General features: G+C 64.5%; 22 protein-coding genes. 10 read left to right on the forward strand and 12 right to left on the reverse strand.

Features of this window, described 5'->3' with window-relative positions; all coding sequences use genetic code 11:
* Nucleotides 1–36: 36 nt before the first annotated feature.
* The 3 genes from RSO01_RS38195 to RSO01_RS38205 are packed head-to-tail and all read right to left on the reverse strand — an operon-like array spanning nucleotide 37 to nucleotide 3,299.
* Nucleotides 37–1,206 carry a DmpA family aminopeptidase gene (locus RSO01_RS38195; RefSeq protein WP_246159100.1) on the reverse strand — a complete coding sequence of 390 codons (1,170 nt, stop codon included), beginning with the start codon at nucleotides 1,204–1,206 and terminating at the stop codon, nucleotides 37–39.
* A 27-nt stretch (nucleotides 1,207–1,233) separates the two neighbouring features.
* On the reverse strand, nucleotides 1,234–1,740 hold the full coding sequence (locus RSO01_RS38200; RefSeq protein WP_147155838.1) for a GNAT family N-acetyltransferase: 507 nt from the start codon (nucleotides 1,738–1,740) through the stop codon (nucleotides 1,234–1,236).
* Complete coding sequence (locus RSO01_RS38205; RefSeq protein ID WP_246159101.1) at nucleotides 1,737–3,299, reverse strand: amidase; 1,563 nt, start codon at nucleotides 3,297–3,299, stop codon at nucleotides 1,737–1,739. Before RSO01_RS38205 ends, RSO01_RS38200 begins: the two co-directional genes overlap by 4 nt.
* Before the next feature lie 88 nt (nucleotides 3,300–3,387).
* Between RSO01_RS38205 and RSO01_RS38210 the strand changes: the two genes are divergently transcribed.
* Genes RSO01_RS38210 through RSO01_RS38230 form a run of 5 tightly spaced genes read left to right on the forward strand, consistent with a single transcriptional unit; the run spans nucleotide 3,388 to nucleotide 6,969 of the window.
* Nucleotides 3,388–3,933, forward strand: coding sequence for a 3-phenylpropionate/cinnamic acid dioxygenase subunit beta (locus RSO01_RS38210; protein ID WP_147155839.1), 546 nt, complete (start codon nucleotides 3,388–3,390; stop codon nucleotides 3,931–3,933).
* A 10-nt stretch (nucleotides 3,934–3,943) separates the two neighbouring features.
* A complete protein-coding gene (locus RSO01_RS38215) occupies nucleotides 3,944–5,326 on the forward strand; it encodes an aromatic ring-hydroxylating dioxygenase subunit alpha (RefSeq protein ID WP_246159102.1) in 1,383 nt (460 codons plus the stop codon).
* Nucleotides 5,323–5,520, forward strand: coding sequence for a hypothetical protein (locus RSO01_RS38220; RefSeq protein ID WP_147155840.1), 198 nt, complete (start codon nucleotides 5,323–5,325; stop codon nucleotides 5,518–5,520). Before RSO01_RS38215 ends, RSO01_RS38220 begins: the two co-directional genes overlap by 4 nt.
* Before the next feature lie 42 nt (nucleotides 5,521–5,562).
* A complete protein-coding gene (locus RSO01_RS38225) occupies nucleotides 5,563–6,477 on the forward strand; it encodes a hypothetical protein (protein WP_147155841.1) in 915 nt (304 codons plus the stop codon).
* Nucleotides 6,478–6,519: 42 nt separating this feature from the next.
* Entirely contained in the window at nucleotides 6,520–6,969 is a 450-nt protein-coding gene (locus tag RSO01_RS38230; protein ID WP_147155842.1) for a tripartite tricarboxylate transporter TctB family protein, read from the forward strand.
* Between the two features lie 116 nt (nucleotides 6,970–7,085).
* Here RSO01_RS38230 and lpdA read toward each other — a convergent pair whose 3' ends face one another.
* The 5 genes from lpdA to RSO01_RS38255 all read right to left on the reverse strand — a co-directional run bounded on the left by lpdA (nucleotide 7,086) and on the right by RSO01_RS38255 (nucleotide 12,904).
* Nucleotides 7,086–8,474, reverse strand: coding sequence for a dihydrolipoyl dehydrogenase (gene lpdA / locus RSO01_RS38235; protein ID WP_147155843.1), 1,389 nt, complete (start codon nucleotides 8,472–8,474; stop codon nucleotides 7,086–7,088).
* Between the two features lies 1 nt (nucleotide 8,475).
* Nucleotides 8,476–9,744, reverse strand: a complete 1,269-nt coding sequence (locus RSO01_RS38240; protein WP_147155844.1) for a dihydrolipoamide acetyltransferase family protein — start codon at nucleotides 9,742–9,744, stop codon at nucleotides 8,476–8,478.
* Nucleotide 9,745: 1 nt separating this feature from the next.
* Nucleotides 9,746–10,759: an alpha-ketoacid dehydrogenase subunit beta gene (locus RSO01_RS38245; protein ID WP_147155845.1), complete on the reverse strand. Its 1,014-nt coding sequence runs from the start codon at nucleotides 10,757–10,759 to the stop codon at nucleotides 9,746–9,748.
* Between the two features lie 3 nt (nucleotides 10,760–10,762).
* Nucleotides 10,763–11,995, reverse strand: coding sequence for a 3-methyl-2-oxobutanoate dehydrogenase (2-methylpropanoyl-transferring) subunit alpha (locus RSO01_RS38250; RefSeq protein ID WP_147155846.1), 1,233 nt, complete (start codon nucleotides 11,993–11,995; stop codon nucleotides 10,763–10,765).
* Between the two features lie 123 nt (nucleotides 11,996–12,118).
* Entirely contained in the window at nucleotides 12,119–12,904 is a 786-nt protein-coding gene (locus tag RSO01_RS38255; protein WP_147155847.1) for a pentapeptide repeat-containing protein, read from the reverse strand.
* Nucleotides 12,905–12,958: 54 nt separating this feature from the next.
* Between RSO01_RS38255 and RSO01_RS38260 the strand changes: the two genes are divergently transcribed.
* Nucleotides 12,959–14,047 (forward strand): LLM class flavin-dependent oxidoreductase, encoded by a 1,089-nt coding sequence (locus RSO01_RS38260; protein ID WP_147155848.1) that lies wholly within the window; start codon nucleotides 12,959–12,961, stop codon nucleotides 14,045–14,047.
* A 53-nt stretch (nucleotides 14,048–14,100) separates the two neighbouring features.
* The gene (coaD, locus tag RSO01_RS38265; protein ID WP_147155849.1) at nucleotides 14,101–14,601 is read left to right on the forward strand and encodes a pantetheine-phosphate adenylyltransferase; all 501 of its coding nucleotides are present in this window, start codon (nucleotides 14,101–14,103) and stop codon (nucleotides 14,599–14,601) included.
* A gap of 215 nt (nucleotides 14,602–14,816) precedes the next feature.
* Here coaD and RSO01_RS38270 read toward each other — a convergent pair whose 3' ends face one another.
* The 4 genes from RSO01_RS38270 to RSO01_RS38285 form a co-directional block, all read right to left on the reverse strand.
* Nucleotides 14,817–16,529 (reverse strand): ABC transporter ATP-binding protein/permease, encoded by a 1,713-nt coding sequence (locus RSO01_RS38270; protein ID WP_147155850.1) that lies wholly within the window; start codon nucleotides 16,527–16,529, stop codon nucleotides 14,817–14,819.
* Between the two features lie 109 nt (nucleotides 16,530–16,638).
* Nucleotides 16,639–17,937 (reverse strand): TRAP transporter large permease, encoded by a 1,299-nt coding sequence (locus RSO01_RS38275; protein WP_147155851.1) that lies wholly within the window; start codon nucleotides 17,935–17,937, stop codon nucleotides 16,639–16,641.
* The gene (locus tag RSO01_RS38280) at nucleotides 17,934–18,452 is read right to left on the reverse strand and encodes a TRAP transporter small permease (protein ID WP_147155852.1); all 519 of its coding nucleotides are present in this window, start codon (nucleotides 18,450–18,452) and stop codon (nucleotides 17,934–17,936) included. Before RSO01_RS38280 ends, RSO01_RS38275 begins: the two co-directional genes overlap by 4 nt.
* A 133-nt stretch (nucleotides 18,453–18,585) precedes the next feature.
* Complete coding sequence (locus RSO01_RS38285; RefSeq protein WP_147155859.1) at nucleotides 18,586–19,578, reverse strand: TRAP transporter substrate-binding protein; 993 nt, start codon at nucleotides 19,576–19,578, stop codon at nucleotides 18,586–18,588.
* A gap of 883 nt (nucleotides 19,579–20,461) precedes the next feature.
* On the opposite strand from RSO01_RS38285, the gene RSO01_RS47895 reads away from it, so the two are divergent.
* From RSO01_RS47895 to RSO01_RS38300, 3 genes are all read left to right on the forward strand, one after another.
* Nucleotides 20,462–21,229, forward strand: a complete 768-nt coding sequence (locus RSO01_RS47895) for an SIR2 family protein (RefSeq protein WP_170303676.1) — start codon at nucleotides 20,462–20,464, stop codon at nucleotides 21,227–21,229.
* Nucleotides 21,229–23,958, forward strand: a complete 2,730-nt coding sequence (locus RSO01_RS38295) for a hypothetical protein (RefSeq protein ID WP_147155854.1) — start codon at nucleotides 21,229–21,231, stop codon at nucleotides 23,956–23,958. The genes RSO01_RS47895 and RSO01_RS38295 overlap by 1 nt, the downstream gene beginning before the upstream one ends.
* 148 nt (nucleotides 23,959–24,106) lie before the next feature.
* Nucleotides 24,107–24,565, forward strand: coding sequence for a hypothetical protein (locus RSO01_RS38300; protein ID WP_147155855.1), 459 nt, complete (start codon nucleotides 24,107–24,109; stop codon nucleotides 24,563–24,565).
* Nucleotides 24,566–24,708: the final 143 nt, after the last annotated feature.

Genomic DNA, 24,708 nt, shown 5'->3' on the forward strand with positions numbered 1-24,708 from the left:
CTGTGCAGAGCCACTAGGCAAGCTTCGACACAGCCCTCAAGCGCGTCGCTCAGGCCTGTAGCGCCCCATCACCTCCTGCAGGAGGTCGAGCGGCAGCGCGTGGATGGTGCGGCCGTCCCGGCCGGACATGGTCTCGGCCATGCACATTGCGTTCAGGATCGCCTCTTCGGTTGCCTCGGCCGCAGCTCGAAAGAGGCTCGTCATCGCGTCGGGCGCGATCATCTTGACGTTGCTGATCCTGTCGTTCTGACCGACATGATTGCCCGTCGAAAACGCGATGAAGATATCGCCACTTCCATTGGCGCCGATGCCGCCGACCCAGGAGAGCCCTGTCGTGGCCCGGCGGGCAAGCCGCTGGCATTGAATCGGAATGAGAGGTGCGTTGGTCGCCAGTACGACGATAATGGACCCTTCCGTCGTTGGTGGTGGAACGGCGCTCTTGCCCGATCTATGGGCCGGCACCACGTCGGGCCCGATCTCGCGACCGACCGGCACGCCATCCACGCGCAACAGATCGCGCGCGCCATAGTTCGCCTGCACCAATGCACCGACCGTATAACGCTCGCCATCCTCGACGACGACGCGTGATGCAGTGCCGGTTCCGCCTTTGAACTCGTGGCAAATCATGCCGGTGCCGCCGCCGACATTGCCCTCGGCAATGGCACAGCCGCCGACCGCGCTGTCGAACGCCGCAAACGCGTGCTCCTGCGTCAGGGTGAAAGCCTGGATGTCGCTCAGCCAGCCATCGTAGGTCTCGGCGACGACGGGCAGATGAAAGGCCTGGGACGCGCCATCGCGGACCGCAAGGGCCGTGATGGCGTCACGGACGATACCGACCTGATAGGTGTTGGTGATGCCGATCGGCGCGCCGAGCAGGCCCTGCTCTGCGAGCCACGGCAGGCCCGTCATCTCTCCGTTGCCATTGAATGAGAACGTCCCCGCGAAGACATAGTCAGTCCAGATTTCCCGGCCGCGCGGCCAGATGGCGGTGACACCCGTCCGGGCAATCCGCGGACTATCCTGGATGACGGTCGAGTATCCCACCTTGACGCCCGGCACATCGGTGATGGCGTTGAAGGGTCCGGGCGGCAGAGTTCCGACTTTGAGGCCGAGATCGCGCAGGCGTGCACGGGACATTGCTTCGCTCTTGGGTTTACGAGGGTAAGAACGTCCGTGAATTACCACCATGGGCAGGCGTTGGCCCATAGCGGAGTGATCCGAGTCATCGCACAGCTATTGGCGGTCGAGCGCTCGCCTATAGAGGTGCAGCTCTTTGCTGCGCATAGGGAGCGTTGCTTCAAGTACGAAGTTGGAGCGTACAAGCAGGCTAATGGAGTGGATATTCTCCGGCCTGACGAGCGCAACGACACTGCTCAGTTGCCTGCCTTCCCGCGCATACCGGAGCACTTCGCCAAGAGCTTCCTCCGCGAAACCTTTTCCCCACCACGTTGACTCCAACGCGTAACCAACCTCGATTTCGGGAAGCTCCTTCAGGGGTTGCAAGCAAATCTGGCCGAGCACTTGATCGCTGCTCTTCAGCCTTATGGTCCACCAGCCCATGCCGATGCTCTGCCAACGCTTCTCGACACGATCGACGAGATCAACCACTTCGGCGTGCGACATGGCACCTTTGCCGATGTGCTGCATGACACGCTCATCTTTCATGATCGAATACAGACTATCGATGTCGGCCTGGCGATAGGGGGCGAGCTTCAGACGCGACGTTTGCAAGGTTGTCATGGCGGCACGAAGCCACCGAACGCCTGCTCAATCAGCTGTGCGAACTGGATCGGCGTCAGGTCCTCGAGATGGGGCCCGATGATCTGCACGCCGATCGGCAGCCCGGTATCCGTACGCCCGATCGGGGCCACGGTCGCCGGCAGTCCGGCAGCGGTGGCAGGAGCCGCCCAGACGAAGTTATTGTCGTAGGGCAAGGCCTGGCCGTCGACGTCGAGGCGGCGAGCGCTCGCCTCGGCGCGATCGTGCTTGAAGGCCGGCGTCGGCATCGGTGGGCAGAGCACGACGTCCCATTCCTTGAACAGCATCGCCCACTGGTGTTGCAGCCTGGTGCGAACGGTGTTCGCGGCCTCCCACTCGCGCCAGCCGACATTGGCGCTGCGTAGGTAGATCGCATTGAGGCTCTGGTCGTCGGGGCCCAGGGTCGCCGCGAGCGAGCGCATCTGTTCGTAGAACTCCGGCGGACGGCCGTTGGTCATTATCGGACCGAGCAGGCGCATATAGTTGCGGGTCACCTCGGTGAGATCGGGCAACAGCGGGCTTTGCCGCGCCACGGCTGCGCCTTCCTTGCCGAGCCGGTCGGCCAGTCGGGCGAGTGCCGTCCGGATCACCTCCGACGTGGGGCAAAGCGGATGGGTATCGATCAGCAGCACGCGGAAGTCGCGCAGCGCGTGATGGCGCGGCTGCGGCAGCTGAAGCCGCCAGCCGACGCCGTCGCTCTGCTCGTCGGGTCCGGCGATCACGTCGAACGCGAGCGCGATATCCTTTGCGCTGCGCGCCATCGGCCCCACCACCGCCAGGCCGTCGCCGGCCGACGGCAACGCCGGCTGTCTCGGGAAGTTGTGGCCGCGCCTCGCGATGACGCCGTAGGTCGGCTTGTGGGCGAAAACGCCGCAATAGTGCGCCGGCGTACGCAGCGAGCCGCCGATGTCCGAGCCGAGTTCGAGCGCCACGTAGCCGGCCGCCAGCGCTGCGGCCGAGCCGCCCGACGAGCCGCCCGGCGTCCGCTCCTTATCGTAGGGATTGTTGGTGGTGCCATAGATCGGATTCGTCGTCTGCCAGTCGGCGAGCGCCACCGGCACGTTGGTCTTGCCGACGATCACGGCGCCGGCGGCCTTCAGCCGTTGGACCGGGACGGCATCCTCAGTTGGCCGCCAGTCCTTGAAAGCGGGGACACCCCAGGTCGTCGGCAGCCCCGCGACGTTGAACGACTCCTTCACGGTCATCGGCAGGCCGAGCAACGGCCGCCGCTCGCCGCGCGCCAGCGCCTGGTCGGCAGCGATCGCCGCCTGGCGTGCCCGGTCGAAGTCACGCACCACTACGGCGTTGATGGATTTGTCCAGCGCCTCGATGCGCGCGATGGTCTGGTCGAGCAGCTCGACAGACGAGACGCGGCGGGCAGCGAGGTCGGCTAAAAGCTCGCCGGCGGTGCGATACTGCACGGCTGTGGCCGTCTGGCCGAAGCTACGCGTCGCTGTGGTGGCGCACGCCGCAGTGACGCCAACCATGAAGGCGCGGCGGCCGGCCGTGTGGCCCCCTGGCTTGATCGATGATCCCTTCATCCGAGCCCCCTCCCCACCTGAATCGCCGCCCTGAAGCGCCATGCTATGATGCACCCCGGCCGTATCTCATCCAAGCCGGAGACGCACCATGGCTGAGCGCGACGCGCGTATCGACCGGCTGTTGCTCAGTCAGGAGATCACCGATTTCCTCTATCGGGAGGCGGAGCTGCTCGACGAGCGGCGCTATCGCGAATGGCTCGACCTGCTCGCCGATGACGTCCGCTACTGGATGCCGATACGGCGCAACGTCAAGCTCGGCGACGACGAGGGCGAGTTCACCCGCGCCCTGAGCGACATCAACTGGTTCGACGAGGGCAAGGACACGCTCAGCCGGCGGGTGAAGCAGATCGAGACCGGCATTCATTGGGCCGAAGAGCCGCGCTCGCGCCTCTCGCATCTCGTCACCAACGTGCAGGTGCAGGGCGCCGAACCTTCCCTTGCCGCACCGCAGGACGTCTCGGTCACCAGCCGCTTCCTGATCTATCGCAACCGCGTCGAGACCGAGACCGACATCCTGGTCGGCCGGCGCGAGGATCAGCTCCGGCGCAACGGGGCGGGCTGGCTTCTGGCGCGACGCAAGATTATCCTCGATCAGAACGTGCTGCTGTCGAAAAACCTGACGTTCTTCATTTGAGGGGACGGGCATGGCGATGGACGACAAGCGGGGCTATCGCTCCGGCCTAGTCGATCTGCGGGCAGGCGAGGTCAGCCGCGAGATCTTCGTCAACGAGCACATCTACGCCGAGGAGCAGGAGCGCATCTTCGCCCGCGCCTGGCTGCATGTCGGGCACGAAAGCCAGATCCCCAAGCCCGGCGACTATTTCGTGTCGTCGATGGGCGAAGAATCAGTGATCCTGTGCCGCGACCGCGCCGGCAAGATCCACGTCTTCCTCAATTCCTGCCGCCACCGCGGCATGAAGGTGTGCCGGTACGACCAGGGCACGACGGCTGTCTTCACCTGCCCCTATCACGGCTGGAGCTACGGGACCGACGGGCGATTGGTCGGCGTGCCGTATTTCCGCGAGGCCTACCATTCGCGGCTCGACAAGGAGAAATGGGGCCTCGTCGAGGTCGCGCAGATGCACAACTACAAGGGCTCGATCTGGGCGACCTGGGATCCGGCCGCGCCGGGCTTCACGGAGTATCTCGGCGACTTCACCCGCTACCTCGACCTGCAGCTCGACGGCTGGGACGGCCGCGAGGGCCAGGCCGAAGTGCTGGGCGGCATCCAGAAGTGGCTGGTGCCGTGCAACTGGAAATTCCCGGCCGAGAATTTCAGCGGCGACACCTATCACAATATCAGCCACCGCTCGGTCGACCTGGCCGGCATCGGGCCGTCGGGCGCCGGCCGGCGCGACATGGGCGAGCGCGACGTCAGCCGCAAGCTGCATGTCTGCATTCCCGATCGCGGGCACCAGACGATCCATTACGTCCTGCCGGCCGGCAAATCGCCGCCGCCCGCCTACCTCAATGCGCCGATCGTCGCCGAGTACGTCCGCCACTGCGAGGAGGAGCGGCGTCGCCTGCGCGGCGAGGAGGCGCGGCTGGTCGGCGCGCCCGGCGAGATCTTCCCGAACACCGCCCTGCTCTCGCGCCAGCCGCGGACGATGGCCGTGTGGCATCCGCGCAGTCCGCATCAGACCGAATGCTGGCGCTGGTTCTTCGTCGATCGCGATGCGCCGACCGAGGTCAAGCACTTCCTGCGCGACTACTACATCCGCTACTCCGGGCCCGCCGGCATGACCGAGCAGGACGACATGGAGAACTGGAACTACGCGCATGCGGCGAGTCGCGGCACGATCGCCCGGCGTTATCCCTACAATTACGACCAGGGAAGCGGCACCGCCGTCACGAACTACGAATACCAGGGCCTGCGCGTGCCCGGCGAGGTGATCGACCTCACCGAGACGCAGTCGAGCGAGCAGCCGATGCGCAACTTCTACCGCCGTTGGGCCGAGTTCATGGAGGCCGACGACTGGTCGCGGCTCGCGACCTGGCGGGGCGGCGAGCGCAAGGCGGCAGAGTGAGCGCGATCAACGTCCGCGACCTCGCGCCGGGCACGTCGATCGTGCTCGCCGACGGCGCCGAGGCGGAGATCGTCACCAACCCGGGCGACGGGATGTGGCTGTTCGCGCGCTATCTGTCCTCACCACGCGACCCGACGCTCGTCGGACAGGAAGAGATGATCTTTGCCCCGGATGTCGTGGCCTTGGGCCGCTGATCTCGCCGGACCGAAGCCCGACACCGCCTGCTAAGCTTGCCTATGGACAATTGGTCAGCGGGCTTTCGCATCGACGAGGCCTTTCATCCCTGGGGCACGCTGTTCGAGGCCGTGGCGCCCAGGCGCGTGCCGTCGGGCTACGCCAGCGTGAAGCTTGCCTGCCGGTCGGCCTATGGCTTCGTGACGGTCTACGTCGAGCCCGCGGCCGCGCGGCCGGATCGGCCGGTGACTACGGTCACCTACGAGTTGGCCGACACCGGCACAGCGCCGCGCTATCTCTTCGCCGAGCTCGTGAAGCGGCTCGGCCAGCCCGACGAGGTCACGCGCGACGACAGTCCGGAGGCCGCCAACGAGAACACCGTCGTGCTGCACGCCAACTGGAAGCGCGACAAGACGAGGATCGGCATCTCGCTCTACGGCGCGCGACGACCCTCGGCGTTCGGCGATGCGTCGGGTGCGCTCTATCTCTCGTGGGTCGAGCAGGATGTCGCCGCGTCACCGTTCCTCCCCGCCTGGGTCGCCGCCAACGACGCGGCCGTCGCGGCAGCGGAGGGCGCCCGGCTGAAAGTCTTCTCGGTGCGCTACGACATCTACGACGACGACTACCCGGCGCCGTCACCGACCGAGCTCGCCTTGCGGTCGCCGCACGTGCTGCTGACGCCAACCGCCATCGCCCAGCGGCTCGGCAAGACGACTTTCGCGTTGTGGAGCGACGCCAACCAGTCGGCCTGGTACCTCTCGACGGCCCGGACCACGGTGCGGCTGGGCGGCGAAGATGCATCCAGGCTGCATTTCTACGACATCGCTCCGGCTCGGGGCGGCGGCTATACGGAAATCGGCACGAACTCCTGGTCGGTTCGCGATGCCCACGGCTCGACCTCGATGAAGGACGCCCTGGCGGCCCTCGAAACGGTGCCCGGCGTGAAGATCGACCGCTCTGCGGGTCATGATGCCTGAGGTTGTCAGGTCGATGTAAGGGGCGAGTCGTATGCCCCTTGCATGTCTCGTTTCTTGACCAAGGACTTCCTGGCCGGGTTGATGTTCCTGGCCTTCGGCCTAGTGGCGCTCTACTTCGGGCGTCACCTGGCGGTGGGCACCGGCGTGCGCATGGGGCCGGGCTACGTGCCGCGGGCGCTGGCCTTCATCCTGATGGGGCTGGGCGGCATCATCAGCCTGGTGGCGCTGGTGAGCGGCAGCGAGCCCGTCGAGAAGCCTAAGTGGAAGCCGATCACCCTGGTGACGATCGGCATCGTCTGCTTCGCCCTCCTCTTCGAGCGCGCCGGCATGCTGCCCGCGCTCGTCGTGCTGGTCTTGATCTCGTCCCTGGGCGGCGAGGAGTTCAAGCTCACCGAGGTGCTGGGCAACATGGTCGTGCTGACCATCCTCTGCGTCATCGTCTTCAAGCTCGGCCTCGGGATGAACATCTCGGTCATCCAGGGCGTGTGGTGATCATCGCTGGGGCGCGCCTCTAGCTCGCTCATGAATCATGAGCGCGCAGGATGCGCGCGGTCCGGAAGAGCATGAGAAGACGCGCCACTGGAGTGGCGCGCGCCCAGCGAAAGACCTCAGATATGCAGCGCCTCGCCCAGGGCCCTGAGGCTGGCCTCGTGGAAGGCCTCGCCCAGGGTCGGATGGGCGTGGATGGTGCCGCCGATGTCTTCCAGCCGTGCGCCCATCTCCAGTGCCAGGCCGAAGGCGCCGGCCAGCTCCGAGACGCCCGTACCGACGGCAGCGATACCCAGCACCAGGTGATTGTCGGCGCGCGCCGTCACGCGCACGAAACCGTCCTCGGCTGCCATCGACAGCGCCCGGCCGTTGGCCTGGAAGGGGAACTGCGCGGTCGTGACCTCTCGCCCCAGCTTGCGCGCTTCCTCCGGTGAGAGGCCGACGGTGACGATCTCGGGGTCGGTGAAGCACACCGCCGGGATCACGCCGCCGTCGAACACACGCCGATGACCGGCAATGATCTCGGCGACCACCACGCCCTGAGCCATGGCGCGATGCGCCAGCATCGGCTCGCCGGTGAGGTCGCCCACAGCCCAGACGTTGCGCATCGAGGTCGCGCAGCGCTCGTCGATCTGCACAAAGGGCCCGTTCATGGTGAGGTCGAGGCGCTCCAGGCCAAAGCCGTCCAGCCGGGCACGCCGGCCGGTCGCCACCAGGATCTTGTCGGCGGCGATGCTGCGCCCGCCCTCGAGCCCCAGCCCATCGTCCGACGGCCCAGCGGCGCGCGTGCTGGTGAGCACGTCCACCCCCAGCGCCTTCAGGCGACGCGCCACCGGCCGCACCAACTCGGCGTCGTAGATCGGCAGGATGCGGTCGAGGGCCTCGATCACCGCCACCTTCGAGCCGAGCTTGGCGTAGGCCATGCCGAGCTCCAGTCCGATATAGCCCGCGCCGACGACGGCCAGCCGCTCGGGCACTTTGTTGAGTGACAATGCCTCGGTCGAGGAGATCACCTTGCCGCCGAACGGCAGGTTGGGCAGAGCCGTCGCCACCGAGCCGGTCGCCAGCACGACATGCTCGGCGCGCACGACCTGCGGACCGGTGTCGGTCTCGATGCGGCAGGACTTGCCGTCGATCATCTCGGCCCGGCCCTGCAGGATTTTTACCCGGTGCCGCTTCAGCAGGGCGCCGACGCCGCTGGTCAGCCGGCCGACGACGCCGTCCTTCCATTCCATGGTGCGCGCAAGGTCGATGGTCGGACGCTCGACCTTGATGCCGAGCGGCGCCGAGCGCGATTGCTCGACGGCATGATGGTAGGCCTCGGCGGCATGGATCAGCGCCTTGGACGGGATGCATCCGACATTGAGGCAGGTGCCGCCGAGCCCACCATTCTTCCCGCCCTGCTCCGCCAGCACGACGTCGAGGCCGAGCTGGCCGGCGCGGATCGCCGTGACGTAGCCGCCGGGGCCGCCGCCCACGACCAGGACCTTGGCATTTATGTCGGCCATCTCACGCCTCTATGAAGATCGTCGCCGGCGCCTCGAGCAGGCCTTTGATGCGCTGCACGAACTGGGCGGCGTTGTAGCCGTCGATCACGCGGTGATCGAACGAGGAGCTGAGGTTCATCATGGTGCGTGGCACGAACTCCGCGCCCTGCCACACCGGCCGCACGACCTGCCGGTTGACGCCGATGATCGCCACCTCGGGCAGATTGAGCACCGGCGTGGTGACGATGCCGCCGAGCGGTCCCAGGCTGGTGATGGTGATGGTCGAGCCCGTGAGCTCCGCCCGCGACGCCTGCCCATTGCGCGCCGCCTCGGCCAGCCGCCGCACCTCGGCGGCGCAATCCCACAGGCCACGCGCCTCGCAATGCCGCGCCACCGGCACCATCAGGCCCGACGGCGTTTGCGTCGCGATGCCGATATGCACCCCGGCATGGCGCTCGATGGTCTCGGCCTCGTCGTCATAGAGCGCGTTCATCTCCGGGAAATCGGCGACCGCACGCACCAGCGCCTGCATCAGGAACGGCATCAGGGTCAGGCGCGGCCGGTCCGGGGCCTCGGCATTGAGCTTGGCGCGCAGGTCCTCGAGCGCGGTGACATCGACCTCCTCGACGTAGGAGAAGTGCGCGGCGCGCCGCTTGGACTCGGCCATCTTCTGGGCGATGCGCCGGCGCAGGCCGATGACCTTGACGGTCTCGACCTCGGTGCGCGCGACCCGGCCGCCACCGGCGGGCGCCGCCTGCGGGCCGCTCTTCAGGAAGGTGTCGAGGTCGTCGTGGCTGATGCGTCCCACGGGGCCGCTGCCACGCACCTGGCGCAGGTCGATGCCGGCCTCGCGTGCCCGCCGGCGCACGGCCGGCGAGGCGAGCGGCTTCTCGCCGGCCGGCCGTGGCGGTCCCAGCGAGCCGCGGGCAACGGGCGTTGCCGCTTCCACCGGCGCGGGCGCCGGCGTCTTGGGTGCCGGTGGCGGCGTCGTCAGTCGCGCAGGTGGTGCAGCTTCGCGTGGTGCCGCCGCCACTTCGGCGTTGCCCTCGCCTGCCACCTCGAGGCGGACCAGCTCGGCCCCAACGGCGAGTGTCTGGCCAACTTCGCCGCCCAGCGCGAGCACCTTGCCGGCGACCGGCGACGGGATCTCGACGGTTGCCTTGTCGGTCATGACGGCGGCCAGGATCTGGTCCTCCAGCACCGACTGCCCGACCTCGACATGCCATTCGACGATCTCGGCTTCGGCCACGCCCTCGCCGACATCGGGCATCTTGATGATCCGGGTCCCCATGTCAGGCCTCCATCACGGCCTTGAGCGCACGACCGACGCGCGCGGGGCCCGGGAAGTAGTCCCATTCCTGGGCGTGCGGATAGGGCGTGTCCCAACCGGTGACGCGCGCGACCGGCGCCTCGAGATTGTAGAAGCAGTTCTCCTGCACGATCGCGCTCAGCTCCGCGCCGTAGCCCGAGGTCAGCGTCGCCTCGTGGACGACGACGCAACGCCCGGTCTTGGTCACCGACGCCACGATCGTCTCGAGGTCGTAGGGCAGGAGCGTGCGCAGATCGATGATCTCGGCATCGATGCCGGTCTCCTCCGCCGCCGCCTCGGCCACGTACACCATGGTGCCGTAGGCCAGCACCGTCACCGCCGCGCCCTCGCGCCGGACGAGGGCCTTGCCCAGCGGCACCGTGTAATGGCCGTCGGGCACCTCGCCCAGCGGATGGCGCGCCCATGGCGTCACCGGCCGCTCGTGATGGCCGTCGAACGGGCCGTTGTAGAGACGCTTGGGCTCCAGGAAGATCACCGGGTCGTTGTCCTCGATGGCGGAGATCAGCAGGCCCTTGGCGTCATAGGGGTTGGACGGCACCACGGTCTTCAATCCCGAGACATGGGTGAACAGCGCCTCGGGGCTCTGGCTGTGCGTCTGGCCGCCAAAGATGCCGCCGCCGGTCGGCATGCGCACGACGAGGGGCGCCGTGAACTGGCCGTTGGAGCGGTATCGCAGCCGCGCCGCCTCCGACACGATCTGGTCGTAAGCCGGGTACATGTAATCGGCGAACTGGATTTCTACGCACGGGCGCAGGCCGTAGGCGGCCATGCCGACGGCGGCGCCGACGATGCCCGATTCGTTGATCGGCGTGTCGAACACGCGGTTGGAGCCATACTTCTGCTGCAGGTTCTGGGTGCAGCGGAACACGCCGCCGAAGTAGCCGACGTCCTCGCCGAACACGACGACGTTGGCGTCGCGCTGCATGCAGACGTCCATGGCGTCACGGATCGCCTCGACCATGGTCTTACGCGGCATCGCTCACACCCCTCCCTGCTGGCGCTGGCGACGCAGATGCGGCGGCATCTCCTCGAAGACGCCCTCGAACATGTCGCGCGCCGAGGGGTGCGGACCGGTATGCAGCGTGCCGTGGCTCTCGGCCTCCTTCTGGATGGCGATGACCTCCGACATGATCTCGGCCTCGGCCTGCTTGTGGCGCTCCTCCGTCCAGACGCCGCGCACGATCAGATGGTTCTTCAGCCGCAGCACCGGATCGCCCAGCGGCCAGGCGTCCGATTCCGTCTTCGGCCGGTAGGCCGAGGGGTCGTCCGACGTCGAATGCGCGCCGACACGATATGTGACGTACTCGACCAGCGTCGGCCCGAGATTGCGCCGCGCCCGCTCGACCGCCCATTTCGCCACGGCATGGACAGCGGGATAGTCGTTGCCGTCGACCCTGAGCGCCGGAATGCCGAAGCCCAGGCCGCGCGCGGCGAAGGTGCCCGAGCCGCCGCGGGCGATGCCCTGGAAGGTCGAGATCGCCCACTGATTGTTGACGATGTTCAGGACCACCGGCGCCTTGTAGGTCGAGGCGAAGACCAGGGCGGCATGGAAATCCGACTCCGCCGTCGAGCCGTCGCCGATCCAGCCGGCGGCGATCCGCGTGTCGCCCTTGATCGCCGAGGCCATCGCCCAGCCCACGGCCTGGATGTACTGCGTCGCGAGGTTGCCCGAGATCGAGAAGAAGCCGTGCTCGCGCGAGGAGTACATGACCGGCAGCTGCCGGCCTTTCATGGGGTCGAGCTCGTTGGAGTAGATCTGGTTCATCATGTCGAGCATGGGATAGCCATCGGCGATCAACAGCCCAGCCTGGCGGTAGGTCGGGAAGTTCATGTCGCCCGGCTCGAGCGCCTTGCGGAAGGCGCAGCTCACCGCCTCCTCGCCCATGTGCTGCATGTAGAACGACGTCTTGCCCTGGCGCTGCGCCATCTGCATGCGCGCATCGAAGGCGCGCAAGGTCATCATATGGCGCAGGCCGGCCAGCAGCTCGGTATCGCTGAGAAGGCCGGCCCACGGGCCGACCGCCTGGCTGTTGCGGTCGAGCACGCGGATGATCCTGAAGGCGTGTTCCCTGATCTTCTCGGGCGCCACGTCGACCGGCGGCCGCTCGACCTCGCCGGCGCGGCTGATCTTCACATCGCTGAAGTCCGGCGTGCCGCCGGGCCGGACGGCCGGAGCCGGCACGTGAAACGACAGCGGTTTCGGTTCGGACATGGCGGGCTCCTTCTCGACCGCAGGGAACACCATGCCGGACCGCCTATCAACGGCGCAGCCGGCTGTTTCCCGCAGAAGCAACTTCGTTCAAGGCGCCGCAACGGCGGCGGAAACAATCAGCCATCAGGAGACGCACACTTCGACGCCAAGTTGCTTCAGGATTTCCGCCTGCTCGCTGTCGCTGATCCTGAGACCGGCATAGTCGGCGACGACCGCGAGGTTGAGCCCGCTGAGAGTGGATCCGCGAAGGTCGGCCTGCCGGAGCTTGGCGCGATCCCATTCGGCGCGGTCGAGCTCGCAAGCCAGCATCGTGGCGTGGCTGAGATCGGTGTCGATGAACGACGCTTCGGAGAACTTGCAGGAGCGGAACGCGCAGTTTTCCAGGCCGAGGCCGGAAAGATCGGCAAAGCTCAGGTTGCATCCCTCGAAGGCCGCCTTGGTCAGCACCGAGCGGCGGGAGATCGCCTTGGTGAAGGTCGATTGCCGGAAGCTCGCGCCGCGGAAGCTCGAATCCGTGGCGCTGAGGTCGTAGAGATCGCAGCGCTCGAACGTGCCGGTCGCGAAGTTGCACTTGATGAGCTCGACGCCGTGCATGTCGCAGAAGGCGAAGGTGCAGCCCTTCCGCACGCCGGCATCGAAGGCGGAGCAGCCGCTGAGCCGCGCCTTGCCGAACTTGCAGCTGGCGATGCGCATCGGCTCGAACGTGCAGTCGCTGAACGCGGCGCCCGAGAAATCGGCGCCACGAACGGCCGGCCCCTGGAAACGGCAGCGCTCGAAGCGGGCCTCCGCGAGATCGAGCTCGTCCAGGGCGACGTCGGTCGCAAACAGCACATCGCTGAACGCCCTATCGCCCGACAGCCGGGCTAAAAGCTCTTCCTGCGAGATCGGGCGATGAGTGGTGCCGGCCATCCGATCAGGATAGCATTGGTAGGAGCGTCGACGGTACAGCGTGGAGAGGAACACATGCCCGTGCGCATCATCGGGATGATCGGCGTGGCGCCGCCCAGCGGCGAGGCCACCGTCCACATCATCAAGGGCGGCATCTCCGCACCCTACCTCAGGTCCTATGCACAGGCGCACGACAAGGCGGGCTTCGACCTGGCGCTGGTCGGCTATACCGCGTCGTCGGCCGAGGGTTTTCTGGTGGCGCAGCATGCCGCCCATCACACCGAGCGGCTGGGCTTCCTCATCGCCCATCGTCCAGGCTTCGTGGCGCCGACCTTGGCCGCGCGCAAGATCGCGACCTTCGACCATCTGACCGAGGGCCGCATTGCCCTCCATATCATCTCCGGCGCCAGCGACGCCGAGCAGGAAGGCGACGGCGACTTTCAGCCCAAGGACGTGCGCTACCGCCGCGCCGCCGAATACATAGAGGTCATGAAGCTCGCCTGGACCAGCCCCAGGCGCTTCGACTTCGAGGGCGAGTTCTTCCGCGTGCGCGGCGCCAAGTCCGATATCCAGCCGTTCCAGAAGCCGCATCCGCTGCTGTTCTTCGGCGGCTCGTCCGAGGGCGCGCTGGCCATGGGGGCCAAACATTGCGACGTGTTCGCGATGTTCGGCGAGCCGCTGGCGCCGACGGCCGAGCGTATCGCCGAGTTCCGCGCCCGCGCCGCCGCCTTCGGCCGCACGCCCACCTTCAACATGTCGTTCCGGCCGATCCTGGCCGACACCGAGGGCGCGGCGTGGGACCGCGCCCGGCGCATCCTGGCCTCGGTCCAGAAACCCGGCGACCCGACGGGATTCGGCAACAACAAGAAGCCGCTCGACCAGTCGGCCCGCCGTCTGCTCGACTTCGCCGCCGCCGGCGAGACCCATGACGAGCGGCTGTGGATGCCGATCGCCGAGGCGACCGGCGCCATGGGCAACACCTCCTGCCTGGTCGGCACACCCGAGCAGGTCGCGCGGGCGATGCTCGAATACTACAAGCTCGGCATCCACTCGTTCCTGATCCGGGGCTTCGATCCCTACGAGGACACGATCGACTTCGGCCGCGAGCTCATCCCGCGCCTGCGTGCGGGAGCGGCGGAGCTGGATCGAGCGAAGGCGGCGTAGCCTTCCGGCACAACGCGGCGGTTGGCGCAGTTCCCGCAGTGGAGGCTCGATCCATGAAACGTGGAATCTACGCAGGGTCGTTCGATCCGCCGACGCGCGGCCATCTCGACGTCATCCGGCGCGCCAGCCTCATCGTCGATGAACTGCACGTCATGATCGGCGTCAATCCAAAGAAGAGCGGCGGCTTCTTTCCAGTCGACAGGCGCCTGAAGCTGATCGAAGGATCGTTGGAGCACATGGCGTGGTTCGACCGCGAGCGAAGCGCGTTCCACATCGGCGCGTTCACCGGCCTGCTTGTCGACTACTGTCGGCAGCACGACATCCGCTTCAACATTCGCGGGCTGCGGGCCGCACAGGACTTCAACTACGAATTCGAGATGCACGGCATCAATCACGACATCGCGCCGGAGATCAACACCGTCTTCCTGGTCGCGCCGCCCGAGTTCCAGTTCATCAGCAGCAGCACCATCCGGGAGCTCGCCAGCTACCGGTCGCCTGCCGTCGCCAAGTACGTGACTCCTTGCGTGGCGAGCGCCCTACTGGATGCCAATTGACTTCAGGCTGCTCTCCCCCGCTAGGGCTGGGCAATCGCGTTTGACCTAATTTCCCGTCATCCCGAGCGGAGCCGCCCGAAGGGCGGCGTAGTCGAGGGACCTATCCTTGTCGATGCATCAAGACGAAAACAGGTCCCACCACTCCGCCTCGCTTCGCTCGGCTCCGGTCGGGATGACGGAACTTTGTAGAGGGAGAGGAGGCTGTTCGGAGAAGGCTAAGCCTCTACCAACCGCCCCACCTCGCCCTGCCCTCGCCTGAGCTCGATCTGGCGGTCGTGCCACTGGCGCAGCGACGGCCGGTGGCCGATCGACACCATGGTCATCGCCGGCAGGCGCTGCTTCAGCGCCTCGTAGACCGCCGTCTCCATCGCCTCGTCGAGCGAGGCGGTGGCCTCGTCGAGGAACAGCCAATCGGGCTTGAAGACGAGCGCGCGCGCCACGGCCAGCCGTTGCTGCTCGCCGCCCGACAGAATGTTGGTCCAGTGCGCGACCTCGTCCATGCGCCCGGCGATATGGCCGAGCTTCACCGCCTCCAGCGCCGACACGATCTCCGCGTCGCTCGCCGTCGATTGCTCGTCGGGATACTTCACCGCGTCGCGCAGCGTGCCGATGGGAATGTAGGGCTTCTGCGGCAGGAACAGCACGCGCGCGCCAGCCGGCACGCGCACCTGGCCCTTGCCGAACGGCCAGATGCCGGCCAGTGCCCGGAACAGCGTGCTCTTGCCCGAGCCGCTGGCGCCCGTGATCAGGGTCGAGCGGCCACGCGGCAAGGCGAAGGTCGCGTCCGCGAGCAACGCCTGGCCGTTGGGCAGGCCGAGCGTCAGGCCCGCCGCGCCGAGATCGGAGCGACCGGGCTCCGGCGCGACCTCGATGGAGGTAGCGGGCTTGGCGTCCGAGGCCTTCTGCAGGCCCATCAGCCGGTCCATCACGGCACGCAACTCGGCCAGGTAGGTGTAGTTGTCGATGAAGAACGACAGAGCCCCTTGCACCTGCCCGAAGGCCGATGCCGTCTGCATCACCACGCCGAGGGTGAGCGCGCCGGAGAAGAAGCCGGGCGCTGTCACGATATAGGGAAAGATGATGGCGATCTGGCCGTAGGAGACCTGGTAGAGCGCAAGCTGGGCCTGGGTGAACAGCACCTGCCAGCCGTTGGCGAAGACGTCGGCGAAGCGCTGGTTCAGGACCTCGGCCTCGCGCTCCTCGCCGCGGTAGAGGGCGATGCCCTCGGCATTCTCGCGCACGCGCACGAGGGAGAAGCGGAAGTTGGCCTCGTAACGCTGCCGCTGGAAGTTGAGCGGGATCAGCCGCCGGCCGACCAGGTTGGCGAAGAAGGTGCCGATGACGGCATAGATCAGGGCAACCCAGGCCATGTAACCGGGAATCGTGATGTCGATCCCGATCGGCTTCAGCGACAACGGCCCCGACAGGTTCCACAGGATGAACAGGAACGAGATCAGGGTGGCGACCGCGCCCAGGATGCCGAGCAGGAGCGTCATGGTGTATTCGCCGAGCTGCCGCAGATCCTCGGCGATGCGCTGGTCGGCATTGTCGACCGTGCGCTGCAGCTCGATGCGGTAGTAGCCCCGACCGTCCAGCCAGTGGGCGAGGTACTGCCGCGTCAACCAGCGTCGCCAGCGCAGGCGCAGGTAGGGGCTGACGATGGCGCGCGCGACGCCGGCCGCGATGAAGCCGGCCGCCAGCAGCGAAAAGATGGTGATCTCCCGCCAGAACGCCGCTTCGTCCTTGTTCTGCAGGCTGTCGTAGAACCGCCGGTTCCAGTCGTTGAACAGCACCTCCAGGCCGACGGCGACGAAGGTGAGCGAGATGGCGCCGACCAGGAGCGTGATGGCGATCCAGCGCTCCTCCGACTTGAAATAGGGGATGACCAGCCGCCACCAGTCGCCAACGAACGAGCCCACTCGCTTCATGCAGAATTCCTTTCGGGGTGGTGCACCCTACCCTCACCCCTGCAACGAAACAGCGTCCGATATGTCGCGACCGCCCGCCCTGGCTGACTTGGGCCTTACACCCGGGCCCTTACATTTGATTGGGCAACCAGAGCGCAATAATCGGGAAGGCGATCAGAATCACCAGCCGCAGGATGTCGGTGGCGATGAAGGGTAGGACACCCTTGAAGATCGACGAAAATGTGACGTCCTGCACGACGCTCTTGATCACGAAAACGTTCATGCCGACCGGCGGGTGGATCAGGCCGAGCTCGACGGTCATGACGATGATGACGCCGAACCAGATCGGGTCGAAGCCCAACGCCGTCACCACCGGGAAGATGATGGGCACGGTCAGGATGATCATCGCCATGGCGTCCATCAGGCAGCCCAGGACCAGGTACATGACCATGATGATGGCGAGCACGCCGTAGGGGCCGATGCCGAGCCCGGTCAGGAACTCGGTGACCTTCTGCGGCACCTGGGTGATCGTGAGGAAATAGCCGAACAAGAGCGCACCGATCAGCACGGTGAACACCGCCGCGGCCGTGCGCGTGGCCTGCAGCAGCGAGGCGCGGATGCCGGCGCCGTCGAGGCGGCGGCGCAGCACGCCCAGCAGGAAGGCGCCGCTCGCGCCCACGCCGCCCGCCTCGGTCGGCGTGAAGACACCGCCATAGAGGCCGCCGATCACCAGCACGAACAGCAGGACGGGCGCCCACACATCGCTCACGCCGGCCAGCCGCTCGCTCCAGCTCGCCTTGGGAACGGTCGGCAGGAAGTCGGGTTTTACACGGCAGATGACGGCGATGGTCGCCATGTACATCACCATGGCGAGGATGCCCGGCAGGATGCCGGCGCGGAACAGTTTGCCGACATCCTGCTGGGTGATCAGGCCGTAGACCGCCAGCACCGTCGAGGGCGGCAGCATGGCCCCCAGCGTCCCGCCGGCCGCGATCACGCCGGTGGCGAAGCTTTTAGGGTAGCCGTAGCGGCGCATCTCGGGATAGGCGACGGTCGAGAAGGTGGCGGCGGTGGCGACCGAGGAGCCCGAGATGGCGGCAAAGCCGCCGCAGGCGAACACCGTGGCGAGCCCCAGCCCGCCCTTCCAATGGCCGACCACGGTGTTGGCGGCGCGAAACAGCTCGCGGCTCACGCCCGAATGGGAGACGAAGGCGCCCATCAGCAGGAACATCGGGATGACGCCGAACTGGTAGTCGGTGACGGTGCGCATCGACACCTGGCCGATCAGCTTCAGCGCCGGTGCGCCGCCCGTCAGGTAGGCATAGCCGCTAACTCCGACCAACCCCATCGCCATGCCGACCGGCACGCGCAAGAGCATCAGCGCGAACAGGGCGACGAAGCCCACGATGGCGACGGTATCGGCGCTCATCGGTCGGCAGCGCTTTCGACGTGACTCTCTTCGTGCAAATCCTCGGGATGGAAGATCAGCCGATAGGTGCGGATGGCAATCAGAACCACCGCCGAGACGTCGCCCGCCCAGGCGATGGCGAAGAACGGCCAGGTCGGCAGGCCGAGATCGTAGGTGAGGACGTTGTCGTTGTAGGTGGCGCGCACCTTGTCGAACAGCGTGTAGGTCTGGACCGTGACCACAAACAGGAGGATCAGCGTCGCGAAGATGTCGATCACCCGCTTCCAGCGCTTGCTGGCCGAAGCCCACACCAGATCGACCGTGATGTGGCCGCCGCGATAGGACGTGGCGGCGATGCCCCAGAAGATCAGGATGCCTAAAAGCATCCGGCCGAAGTCGTAGGAATCGGGGATCTGCACGCTGAAGAAGCGGCGCAGCAGGACGGAGAGGAAGATGTCCGCCGCCACCAGGCCCACGAACACCGCCGCGATCGCCTCGATCGTGTCGATGATGCGATCCATGACGTTACGCTTCATCGCTCTTCGATTCCCCCCTCTCCTAACCTCTCCCCCTAGCGGGGGAGAGGAACATGAGGGAATCGACCACGATCTTCCTCCTCTCCGCCGCTAGGGGGAGAGGCTGGGAGAGGGGGTTACGCACGGTGGTCGCTCAAAACCCCGCCCCGTATTTCGAGACCGTTGCCTGGAAGTCCTTGTAGATCGCCTCCGGATCGGCGCCGGTCTTCTTCACCGCCTCGGCCCATGCCTTCTGCAACGGCGCCACGGCGGCCTGCCACTGCTTCAGCTGGTCGGGCGTCAGCGTGTAGACCTCGTGATCGGACAGCGCCTTCATCTTGGCCTTGCCGGCCGCCTCGAAGTCGTGCCACGGCGAGGAGAGCTTCACCGCCCATTCGCCGGTGCAGTGATCGTCGATCACCTTCTTCTGGGCGGGCGACATGGCGTCGTACTTGGCCTTGTTCATCGAGTAGGTGAACACGGTCGAATAGAGCGGCACGTCGATATGGTACTTGGTGACCTTGTCGAGGCCGAACAGGAACATCGAGCCCCACGGGAAGAAGATGCCGTCGGCGACGCCGCGCTCCAGCACCTCGCGCGCCTCGGGGGCCGAGGCCTGCACGTTGGTGCCGCCCATCATGGTCACCATCTGGCCGATCGTGCTCTGCGCCGGCCGGATCTTCATGCCCTTGATGTCCTCGGGCACCATCACCTTCTTGCGGCCGTGATAGGTGCCGGGATCGTGGATGAAGGCGAAGCAGAAGTGCGTGTCCTTCATCTCGGTGGCCGCGAGCTTGCGGTACCAGGCGTCGAGGGCGGCCGTGCCCTTCTTGGCGTCGGAGAAGGTGAAGGGGATCTGGCCGACGGCGATGATCGGGAAGCGTCCGGGCTGGTAGCCGGGATTGATGTAGGTCAAGTCGGCGATGCCGTCGCGCGCCATGTCGTAATGGTCGAACGCCTTGCCGAGCTGCTCGGACGGGAAGATCGCCGTCTTGATCGTGCCGTTGGAGGCCTTGGTGATCGACTCGGCCCATTCCTTGGTCGCCGGCACCAGCGGATGCGCCGGTGGCAGCCAGATCGAGATTTTCAGGTCGACGGTCTTGTCTTGGGCTAAGGCGGGGGCCACGGCGGGAGCCAGGCCCACCATCGACCCGAGCAGGCCGAGCGCCAATGCAAGCTTGGGGGCCAGCGTGCGCGTCTTCATGGTTTCCTCCGAATTTGTTTGTTCCCCCAAACGCGTACTTTTCGCGTTTTCAGGACTTTACACAAGTCGCACCTACCATATGTTCCCGAATGCTTCCTAGGTGCGACTTGCCTTGCGCCAGAGGCGCCCAGGCGGAGCCGGCACTCATTAGGCCGCGCTACGACCGTGGTCTCAGGACGAATATCTTCGCTGAGCCATCTTTGGCTAAACAGATAAACTCGCGACTTCGACCGCGAAGCCGAGGTGGTCGGCATGCTGATTAAATCGGGTGAGCGCCGATCGCTAAGCAGGTAAACCTGCAGTAAGCGGCTACGCCTCTGTTGAAATTGCGATGAGTTGGCCTTACTGATCAAGGTCCACCATCTACAACCACGACGCGACCGCGATGATCCCCCACAATCCGCCCTCTGAGGATCGAGTCATTTCCCTTGGCCCGGGTTTGATACCGATTCCTGAACGGTTGCTCCTTGCTCATGCTCGCGGCGAAATCTTACTTATCTGCGGTGCTGGCGTATCGCTACCTGCCAAGCTACCCGACTTCCGACAGCTGGTACTAGACATCTATGGGGCGGTTGATAGCGGCGCGCACGCTGTTCTCTCTACCGTGCCGAGTGGTATATGCAATCACTGGGAAGCCGATTACAGAACTTTAACTGACAGTCAAACGGCGGAAGTAAAGAGATTCATTGGCCGTGACTACGATGTCGTCTTGGGAATGCTAGAGCGGCGCTTGGACGACCGGGCACGGGGTGATAGTCGCGTAAGAAGCGAAGTTGCGAAGCACCTAACACTAAATAGGAAGCCAGCGGCAATCCATAGAGCTTTGGTGCGGTTGGCTGACCGCGGCGGCACAACGACCATCGTCACTACTAATTTCGATCTCTTGCTTGAAGCCGCAGCAAGGAAGATTGGCGTCCGCACTCAGACTTATTCTCTGGGTGGCATACCTCGCCCCACTCACAGGAACGACTTCTCAGGCATTCTCCATATTCACGGTGCGCTGGAGATGCACAAGGACCGTCATTCCGAGCTGGTGCTATCGGATCGCGACTTTGGGGAGTATTATCTTCGGCGGCGCGTTGTTCCTGATTTTATCTATGACGCCGCACGCCTGTTCCACCTTGTTCTCGTCGGCTATAGCGCGAACGATCCGCCGATGCGATATTTGCTAAACGCGGTCGCAGCAGATGGATCTCGGTTTAGTGACCTAAGGGAGCGATTCACGTTCTTCGGTACTTCGACATCTGATTCTGTGGCCCTCGAAGACTGGAAGGCGCGCGGCATCACGCCAATCCACTACAATGCACACGGCAACCACGCGGCTCTGCTGGCAACCTTGGAGAGATGGGCTACTCTTTCCGCAATAAACGGCAACCCGAAACGGATGGATGCGGAAATTCGCAGAATAGTGAAGACCAAGCGATCTGCAGCCGGTGAAACTGACCGCGACCTATTTGATCATCTGATACGACGTAGCAACGCGAGTGAACGGACGCGTCTATCGCGGTTGGCGTCAGACTCTGGAGCTGACCTTGACTGGCTCAACGCGATAGTTAGCGTCGGAGCCGAAAGACAGCACACTAGGAAGCACTGATGGTCGAGTCCCTCTATCTTAGTGAAGAGGATCGGCCTCTGCTACAGTCAGTCATTGTATTTCTGGAGAAGCGTCTCGCCGAGCTAGGCACAGTAGAATGGGCGTTAAGGTTGACCCCTGCCCAACGAATCGAGCGCATTGCTGTCCGCGAGGTCTTAGGCTCACCGCAAACCTCAATTCCCGAGTTGCCTTGGGGACAAGCGTGGCGACTGATTGAGGAAAGCTGGTCGAATGAACAGATCGTTGGGCAAAGGACCGAGATCTTTTCGATCCAAAAACGGCTGAAGGCTGGCGATCGGTCCGGAGCCATTAATCGTGCAATTGTTCGATTGGTCGAACCTCGATTGAAAGTGGAACCGGTGGATGATTGGCGGTGGCAGTTCATCAAGAAGCCGAAGCGCCCACGCACCGTAGATCATCTGCTGTCGGCCAGCCTTACTAGTGGAGATCTTCTCGATGTCGAGAAACTCAAGCTTACCGAGATATCCGATGTTCAATTTCTCAACGCTCTCGCCCGCGGATTGGAAGCAGCGGTAGATCACGGACTCGATGTTGGCCGTAGGATTGGTTGGGATGCGGAGCGGTCGTTCTGGCGGTTAGGTTCGCTTTATAGGGTCTACTATACTCAGGCAGGCACGGCGAGTGGCCAAGAGGCCGACCCCGACGCGCACCACACCGGAATAGCCCCTTCCGTTAAACTTCTTCATGCGGTGGTCTCAAGGATCGCCGTTGTGGATCATAAGTCCGCTGTAGCTTTCATTCGCCAATGGCGAATCACGCCATCGCCAATCTACTTGCGACTTTGGGCTGCAATGGCAAGAGGACGGGATCTGGTCGGACCTCAAGAAGTTGGCGCCTTTCTGCAGCGGGTTGACGACCGGCAATTCTGGGACTTGGGAGCGTTCCCCGAAATTTCCGAACTGCGAGCTACGCGATTTGATGAGCTGACAAAGGAGATCCAGCGAACGGTCGTTGCTCGGATTCGCAGAGGTCCACCGCGCAGCTTCTGGCCCAGAAACGTTGAAGTCGACAAGCTAAAGAATGCGAGGCTCTTTTGGACGATACGCGAGCTTCGTCGCATCGTCACGGCAGGCGGTCGTCTTCCTGAGGACGTGAACACTTGGCTGCAGGAGCATCTCAAGCAGTTCTCCGAGCTTGCCTCGATGGACATCGACGAAGGCTTTCCAGAAGGTGCGATCGTTCGAGGCGTGCCTGCCAATCCAGACGAACGATTTGATGTAATCGATGGGCCTGCTCGGCTTCGCGCCCTAGAGATGGTCCTTTCAATCTCAAGCGGCGGCTGGGAAGATCCTGCCGACCGCGCGAACGATTGGATCATGTCAGCGCGAAATGCAGATTTAGTACTTGATGATTTTGAGAAGAGCGGCTCAGCGGATAGCTTTCCCCGCGTTTGGGAACGGTTCGGATGGGCACACAAGCCATCGCCACGCAAGGATGGTGAAAGTCCGGCGGTGGATTTGGAGCAAACAGCAACCCGAGTCCTTCGCCTTCTCCAGGGGTTGTCTGATGAAACGATTGCGGTGGCGATTGAGGGCGTTAGCGCGTGGTTCGACAGCTGGGGAGTGCAGGTTGCCGTTTCACCCACAGGCTGGGCGGTATGGCTTCGGATTTGGCCCATTGCCGTAGAAGTGACGAACAAACAGAAGGACGAGGAAGAAGAAGATTTTGGCACGGCAGTCGCAGATAGCAAGGCTGAGCCCGCGCACCTGGACACTCTCAATAACCCGGCCGGAAGATTAGTCGGAGTGTTCTTACAAGGTTGTCCAACTTTGAGCGGCGCAGACGCTCCATTTTCCCACCAGACCATACTTGGCCGTGTGCGTGACGCAGCTATTCAAGCTGAGGGGCGAAGTGGCCTGATTGCTAAATATCGAATGATTGAAGCACTGCCCTACTTCCTTCGCGCAGATCGGAACTGGGCCCAAAAGCATTTGATCGAGCCTCTGTTTCATGACGATAGCGCAGCAATAGCGCTCTGGCGAGCAATAGCGAGGAGAACTCATTTCACTGACGTACTGACAATCATAGGTCCGGCGATGGTGGAAAGAGCGGCGGATTCACGGTTAGGCCGAGAAACCAGGCGCATGCTTGTGTTCAGTATCGTCGTTGAATGCCTGCATGCCTTAAGAGAATCTCGTCCCCCCGCGATACCCAACTCTCGTACTCAGCAAATGCTCAGATCGATAGATGACGAAACACGTGCGGCTGCAGCAAATGCAGTCCATCAGTTTGTGCAGGAGCTCTCTAAAAATCAGGCCGATAGCGAGGAAGCTCTGTCGGCAGCTGAACTTTTTCGGACTGCTGCCGCGCCTTTCCTCAAAAATGTGTGGCCGCAAGAAAGGTCGCTTGCAACACCCGGAGTTAGCAAAGCCTTCGCAGACCTTCCCGCTGCATCGAACGGCGCTTTCGCCGAAGCCGTTGACGTGATCGAACGCTTTCTGGTGCCCTTCGATGGCTGGTCGATGGTGGACTATGGTCTGTACGGCGATGAAGGGAACGATGCGAACAAGAGACGGAAGCTTGAGATGATCGACGACGGAGCCAAGGCAAAGGCGTTCTTGCGACTGTTAGATCTGACTATTGGCACAACTGAAGGAGCCATCATTCCTTGGAATTTAACTGAAGCTCTGGAACAGATTCGGTCTAATGACCCGGGGCTGGCGGAAAGCCCCGCGTTCGCGCGGCTTGCGACCGCCGCTCGGCGCTAATCCGCAATTGCTTCCGGCAGGTGCACCATCGGATCGGGAAGCTGTGGACAAGTAAGGCTTTCCCCCCCTTGCAGGCGTGCCGGAACTAGATATCGTGAATCGGTGAGGCGGGAACAGTCCCGCCGCCGAGGGCGAAGGAGGCCCACCCATGACGACATCAGCCGAGCTGTTTGATCGTGCCTGCCGCGCGTTGTTTGGCGAGCCGTACGTCGCGCAGGTTGCTGCACGGCTTGCCGTCGACAAGAACACCGTTGGCAAATGGCGTGACGGAAAGTCGAGGATCCCGCCGCCGGTCTGGCTGGAGATCTCGATCATGATCGAGATTCGGCATCACGAACTGTCGGATTTGAAGTCAGCCGTGTTCGCGATCACGGAGGCGACTGTCCGCGTCTATGAAAGCGATGTCGGGGGCCTTCCGGTTGGGGCGTCCGCCGATGGAACGTTCCCGGTTGTCGAATTCACCACCGGTACCAATGGTGATTGGCGCGTCGGATTTTGGGGCAAGCTAGGCGATAACGAGCGGCGGCTTCCCAGGGGGACGCTGGCCTACCGATTGATGCGCAATGGAAAGACAGGCGACCCTATCCCCCTGACCGCACGAAGGTGAGGCTGCGGCCTTTTCGCGTTCGACTGCTTGTTGATCAAGGAACGCGCTACTAACGAATAAACATCCCTCGCAGCGAGGGCCGGAAACAACGTTTTGATAGTGCGCGAGAACTTGGGAGAATGGTGCCCAGGGGCGGCCTGCAA

The organism is Reyranella soli (assembly GCF_007992495.1).
Classification (GTDB): domain Bacteria; phylum Pseudomonadota; class Alphaproteobacteria; order Reyranellales; family Reyranellaceae; genus Reyranella; species Reyranella soli.

Excerpts from the sequence above, each read along its gene's own strand:
- RSO01_RS38195 (WP_246159100.1), bottom strand. The coding sequence starts at position 1,206 with ATGGGCCAACGCCTGCCCATGGTGGTAATTCACGGACGTTCTTACCCT.
- RSO01_RS38200 (WP_147155838.1), bottom strand. The coding sequence starts at position 1,740 with ATGACAACCTTGCAAACGTCGCGTCTGAAGCTCGCCCCCTATCGCCAG.
- RSO01_RS38205 (WP_246159101.1), bottom strand. The coding sequence starts at position 3,299 with ATGAAGGGATCATCGATCAAGCCAGGGGGCCACACGGCCGGCCGCCGC.
- RSO01_RS38210 (WP_147155839.1), top strand. The coding sequence starts at position 3,388 with ATGGCTGAGCGCGACGCGCGTATCGACCGGCTGTTGCTCAGTCAGGAG.
- RSO01_RS38215 (WP_246159102.1), top strand. The coding sequence starts at position 3,944 with ATGGCGATGGACGACAAGCGGGGCTATCGCTCCGGCCTAGTCGATCTG.
- RSO01_RS38225 (WP_147155841.1), top strand. The coding sequence starts at position 5,563 with ATGGACAATTGGTCAGCGGGCTTTCGCATCGACGAGGCCTTTCATCCC.
- RSO01_RS38230 (WP_147155842.1), top strand. The coding sequence starts at position 6,520 with ATGTCTCGTTTCTTGACCAAGGACTTCCTGGCCGGGTTGATGTTCCTG.
- lpdA (WP_147155843.1), bottom strand. The coding sequence starts at position 8,474 with ATGGCCGACATAAATGCCAAGGTCCTGGTCGTGGGCGGCGGCCCCGGC.
- RSO01_RS38240 (WP_147155844.1), bottom strand. The coding sequence starts at position 9,744 with ATGGGGACCCGGATCATCAAGATGCCCGATGTCGGCGAGGGCGTGGCC.
- RSO01_RS38245 (WP_147155845.1), bottom strand. The coding sequence starts at position 10,759 with ATGCCGCGTAAGACCATGGTCGAGGCGATCCGTGACGCCATGGACGTC.
- RSO01_RS38250 (WP_147155846.1), bottom strand. The coding sequence starts at position 11,995 with ATGTCCGAACCGAAACCGCTGTCGTTTCACGTGCCGGCTCCGGCCGTC.
- RSO01_RS38255 (WP_147155847.1), bottom strand. The coding sequence starts at position 12,904 with ATGGCCGGCACCACTCATCGCCCGATCTCGCAGGAAGAGCTTTTAGCC.
- RSO01_RS38260 (WP_147155848.1), top strand. The coding sequence starts at position 12,959 with ATGCCCGTGCGCATCATCGGGATGATCGGCGTGGCGCCGCCCAGCGGC.
- coaD (WP_147155849.1), top strand. The coding sequence starts at position 14,101 with ATGAAACGTGGAATCTACGCAGGGTCGTTCGATCCGCCGACGCGCGGC.
- RSO01_RS38270 (WP_147155850.1), bottom strand. The coding sequence starts at position 16,529 with ATGAAGCGAGTGGGCTCGTTCGTTGGCGACTGGTGGCGGCTGGTCATC.
- RSO01_RS38275 (WP_147155851.1), bottom strand. The coding sequence starts at position 17,937 with ATGAGCGCCGATACCGTCGCCATCGTGGGCTTCGTCGCCCTGTTCGCG.
- RSO01_RS38280 (WP_147155852.1), bottom strand. The coding sequence starts at position 18,452 with ATGAAGCGTAACGTCATGGATCGCATCATCGACACGATCGAGGCGATC.
- RSO01_RS38285 (WP_147155859.1), bottom strand. The coding sequence starts at position 19,578 with ATGGTGGGCCTGGCTCCCGCCGTGGCCCCCGCCTTAGCCCAAGACAAG.
- RSO01_RS38295 (WP_147155854.1), top strand. The coding sequence starts at position 21,229 with ATGGTCGAGTCCCTCTATCTTAGTGAAGAGGATCGGCCTCTGCTACAG.
- RSO01_RS38300 (WP_147155855.1), top strand. The coding sequence starts at position 24,107 with ATGACGACATCAGCCGAGCTGTTTGATCGTGCCTGCCGCGCGTTGTTT.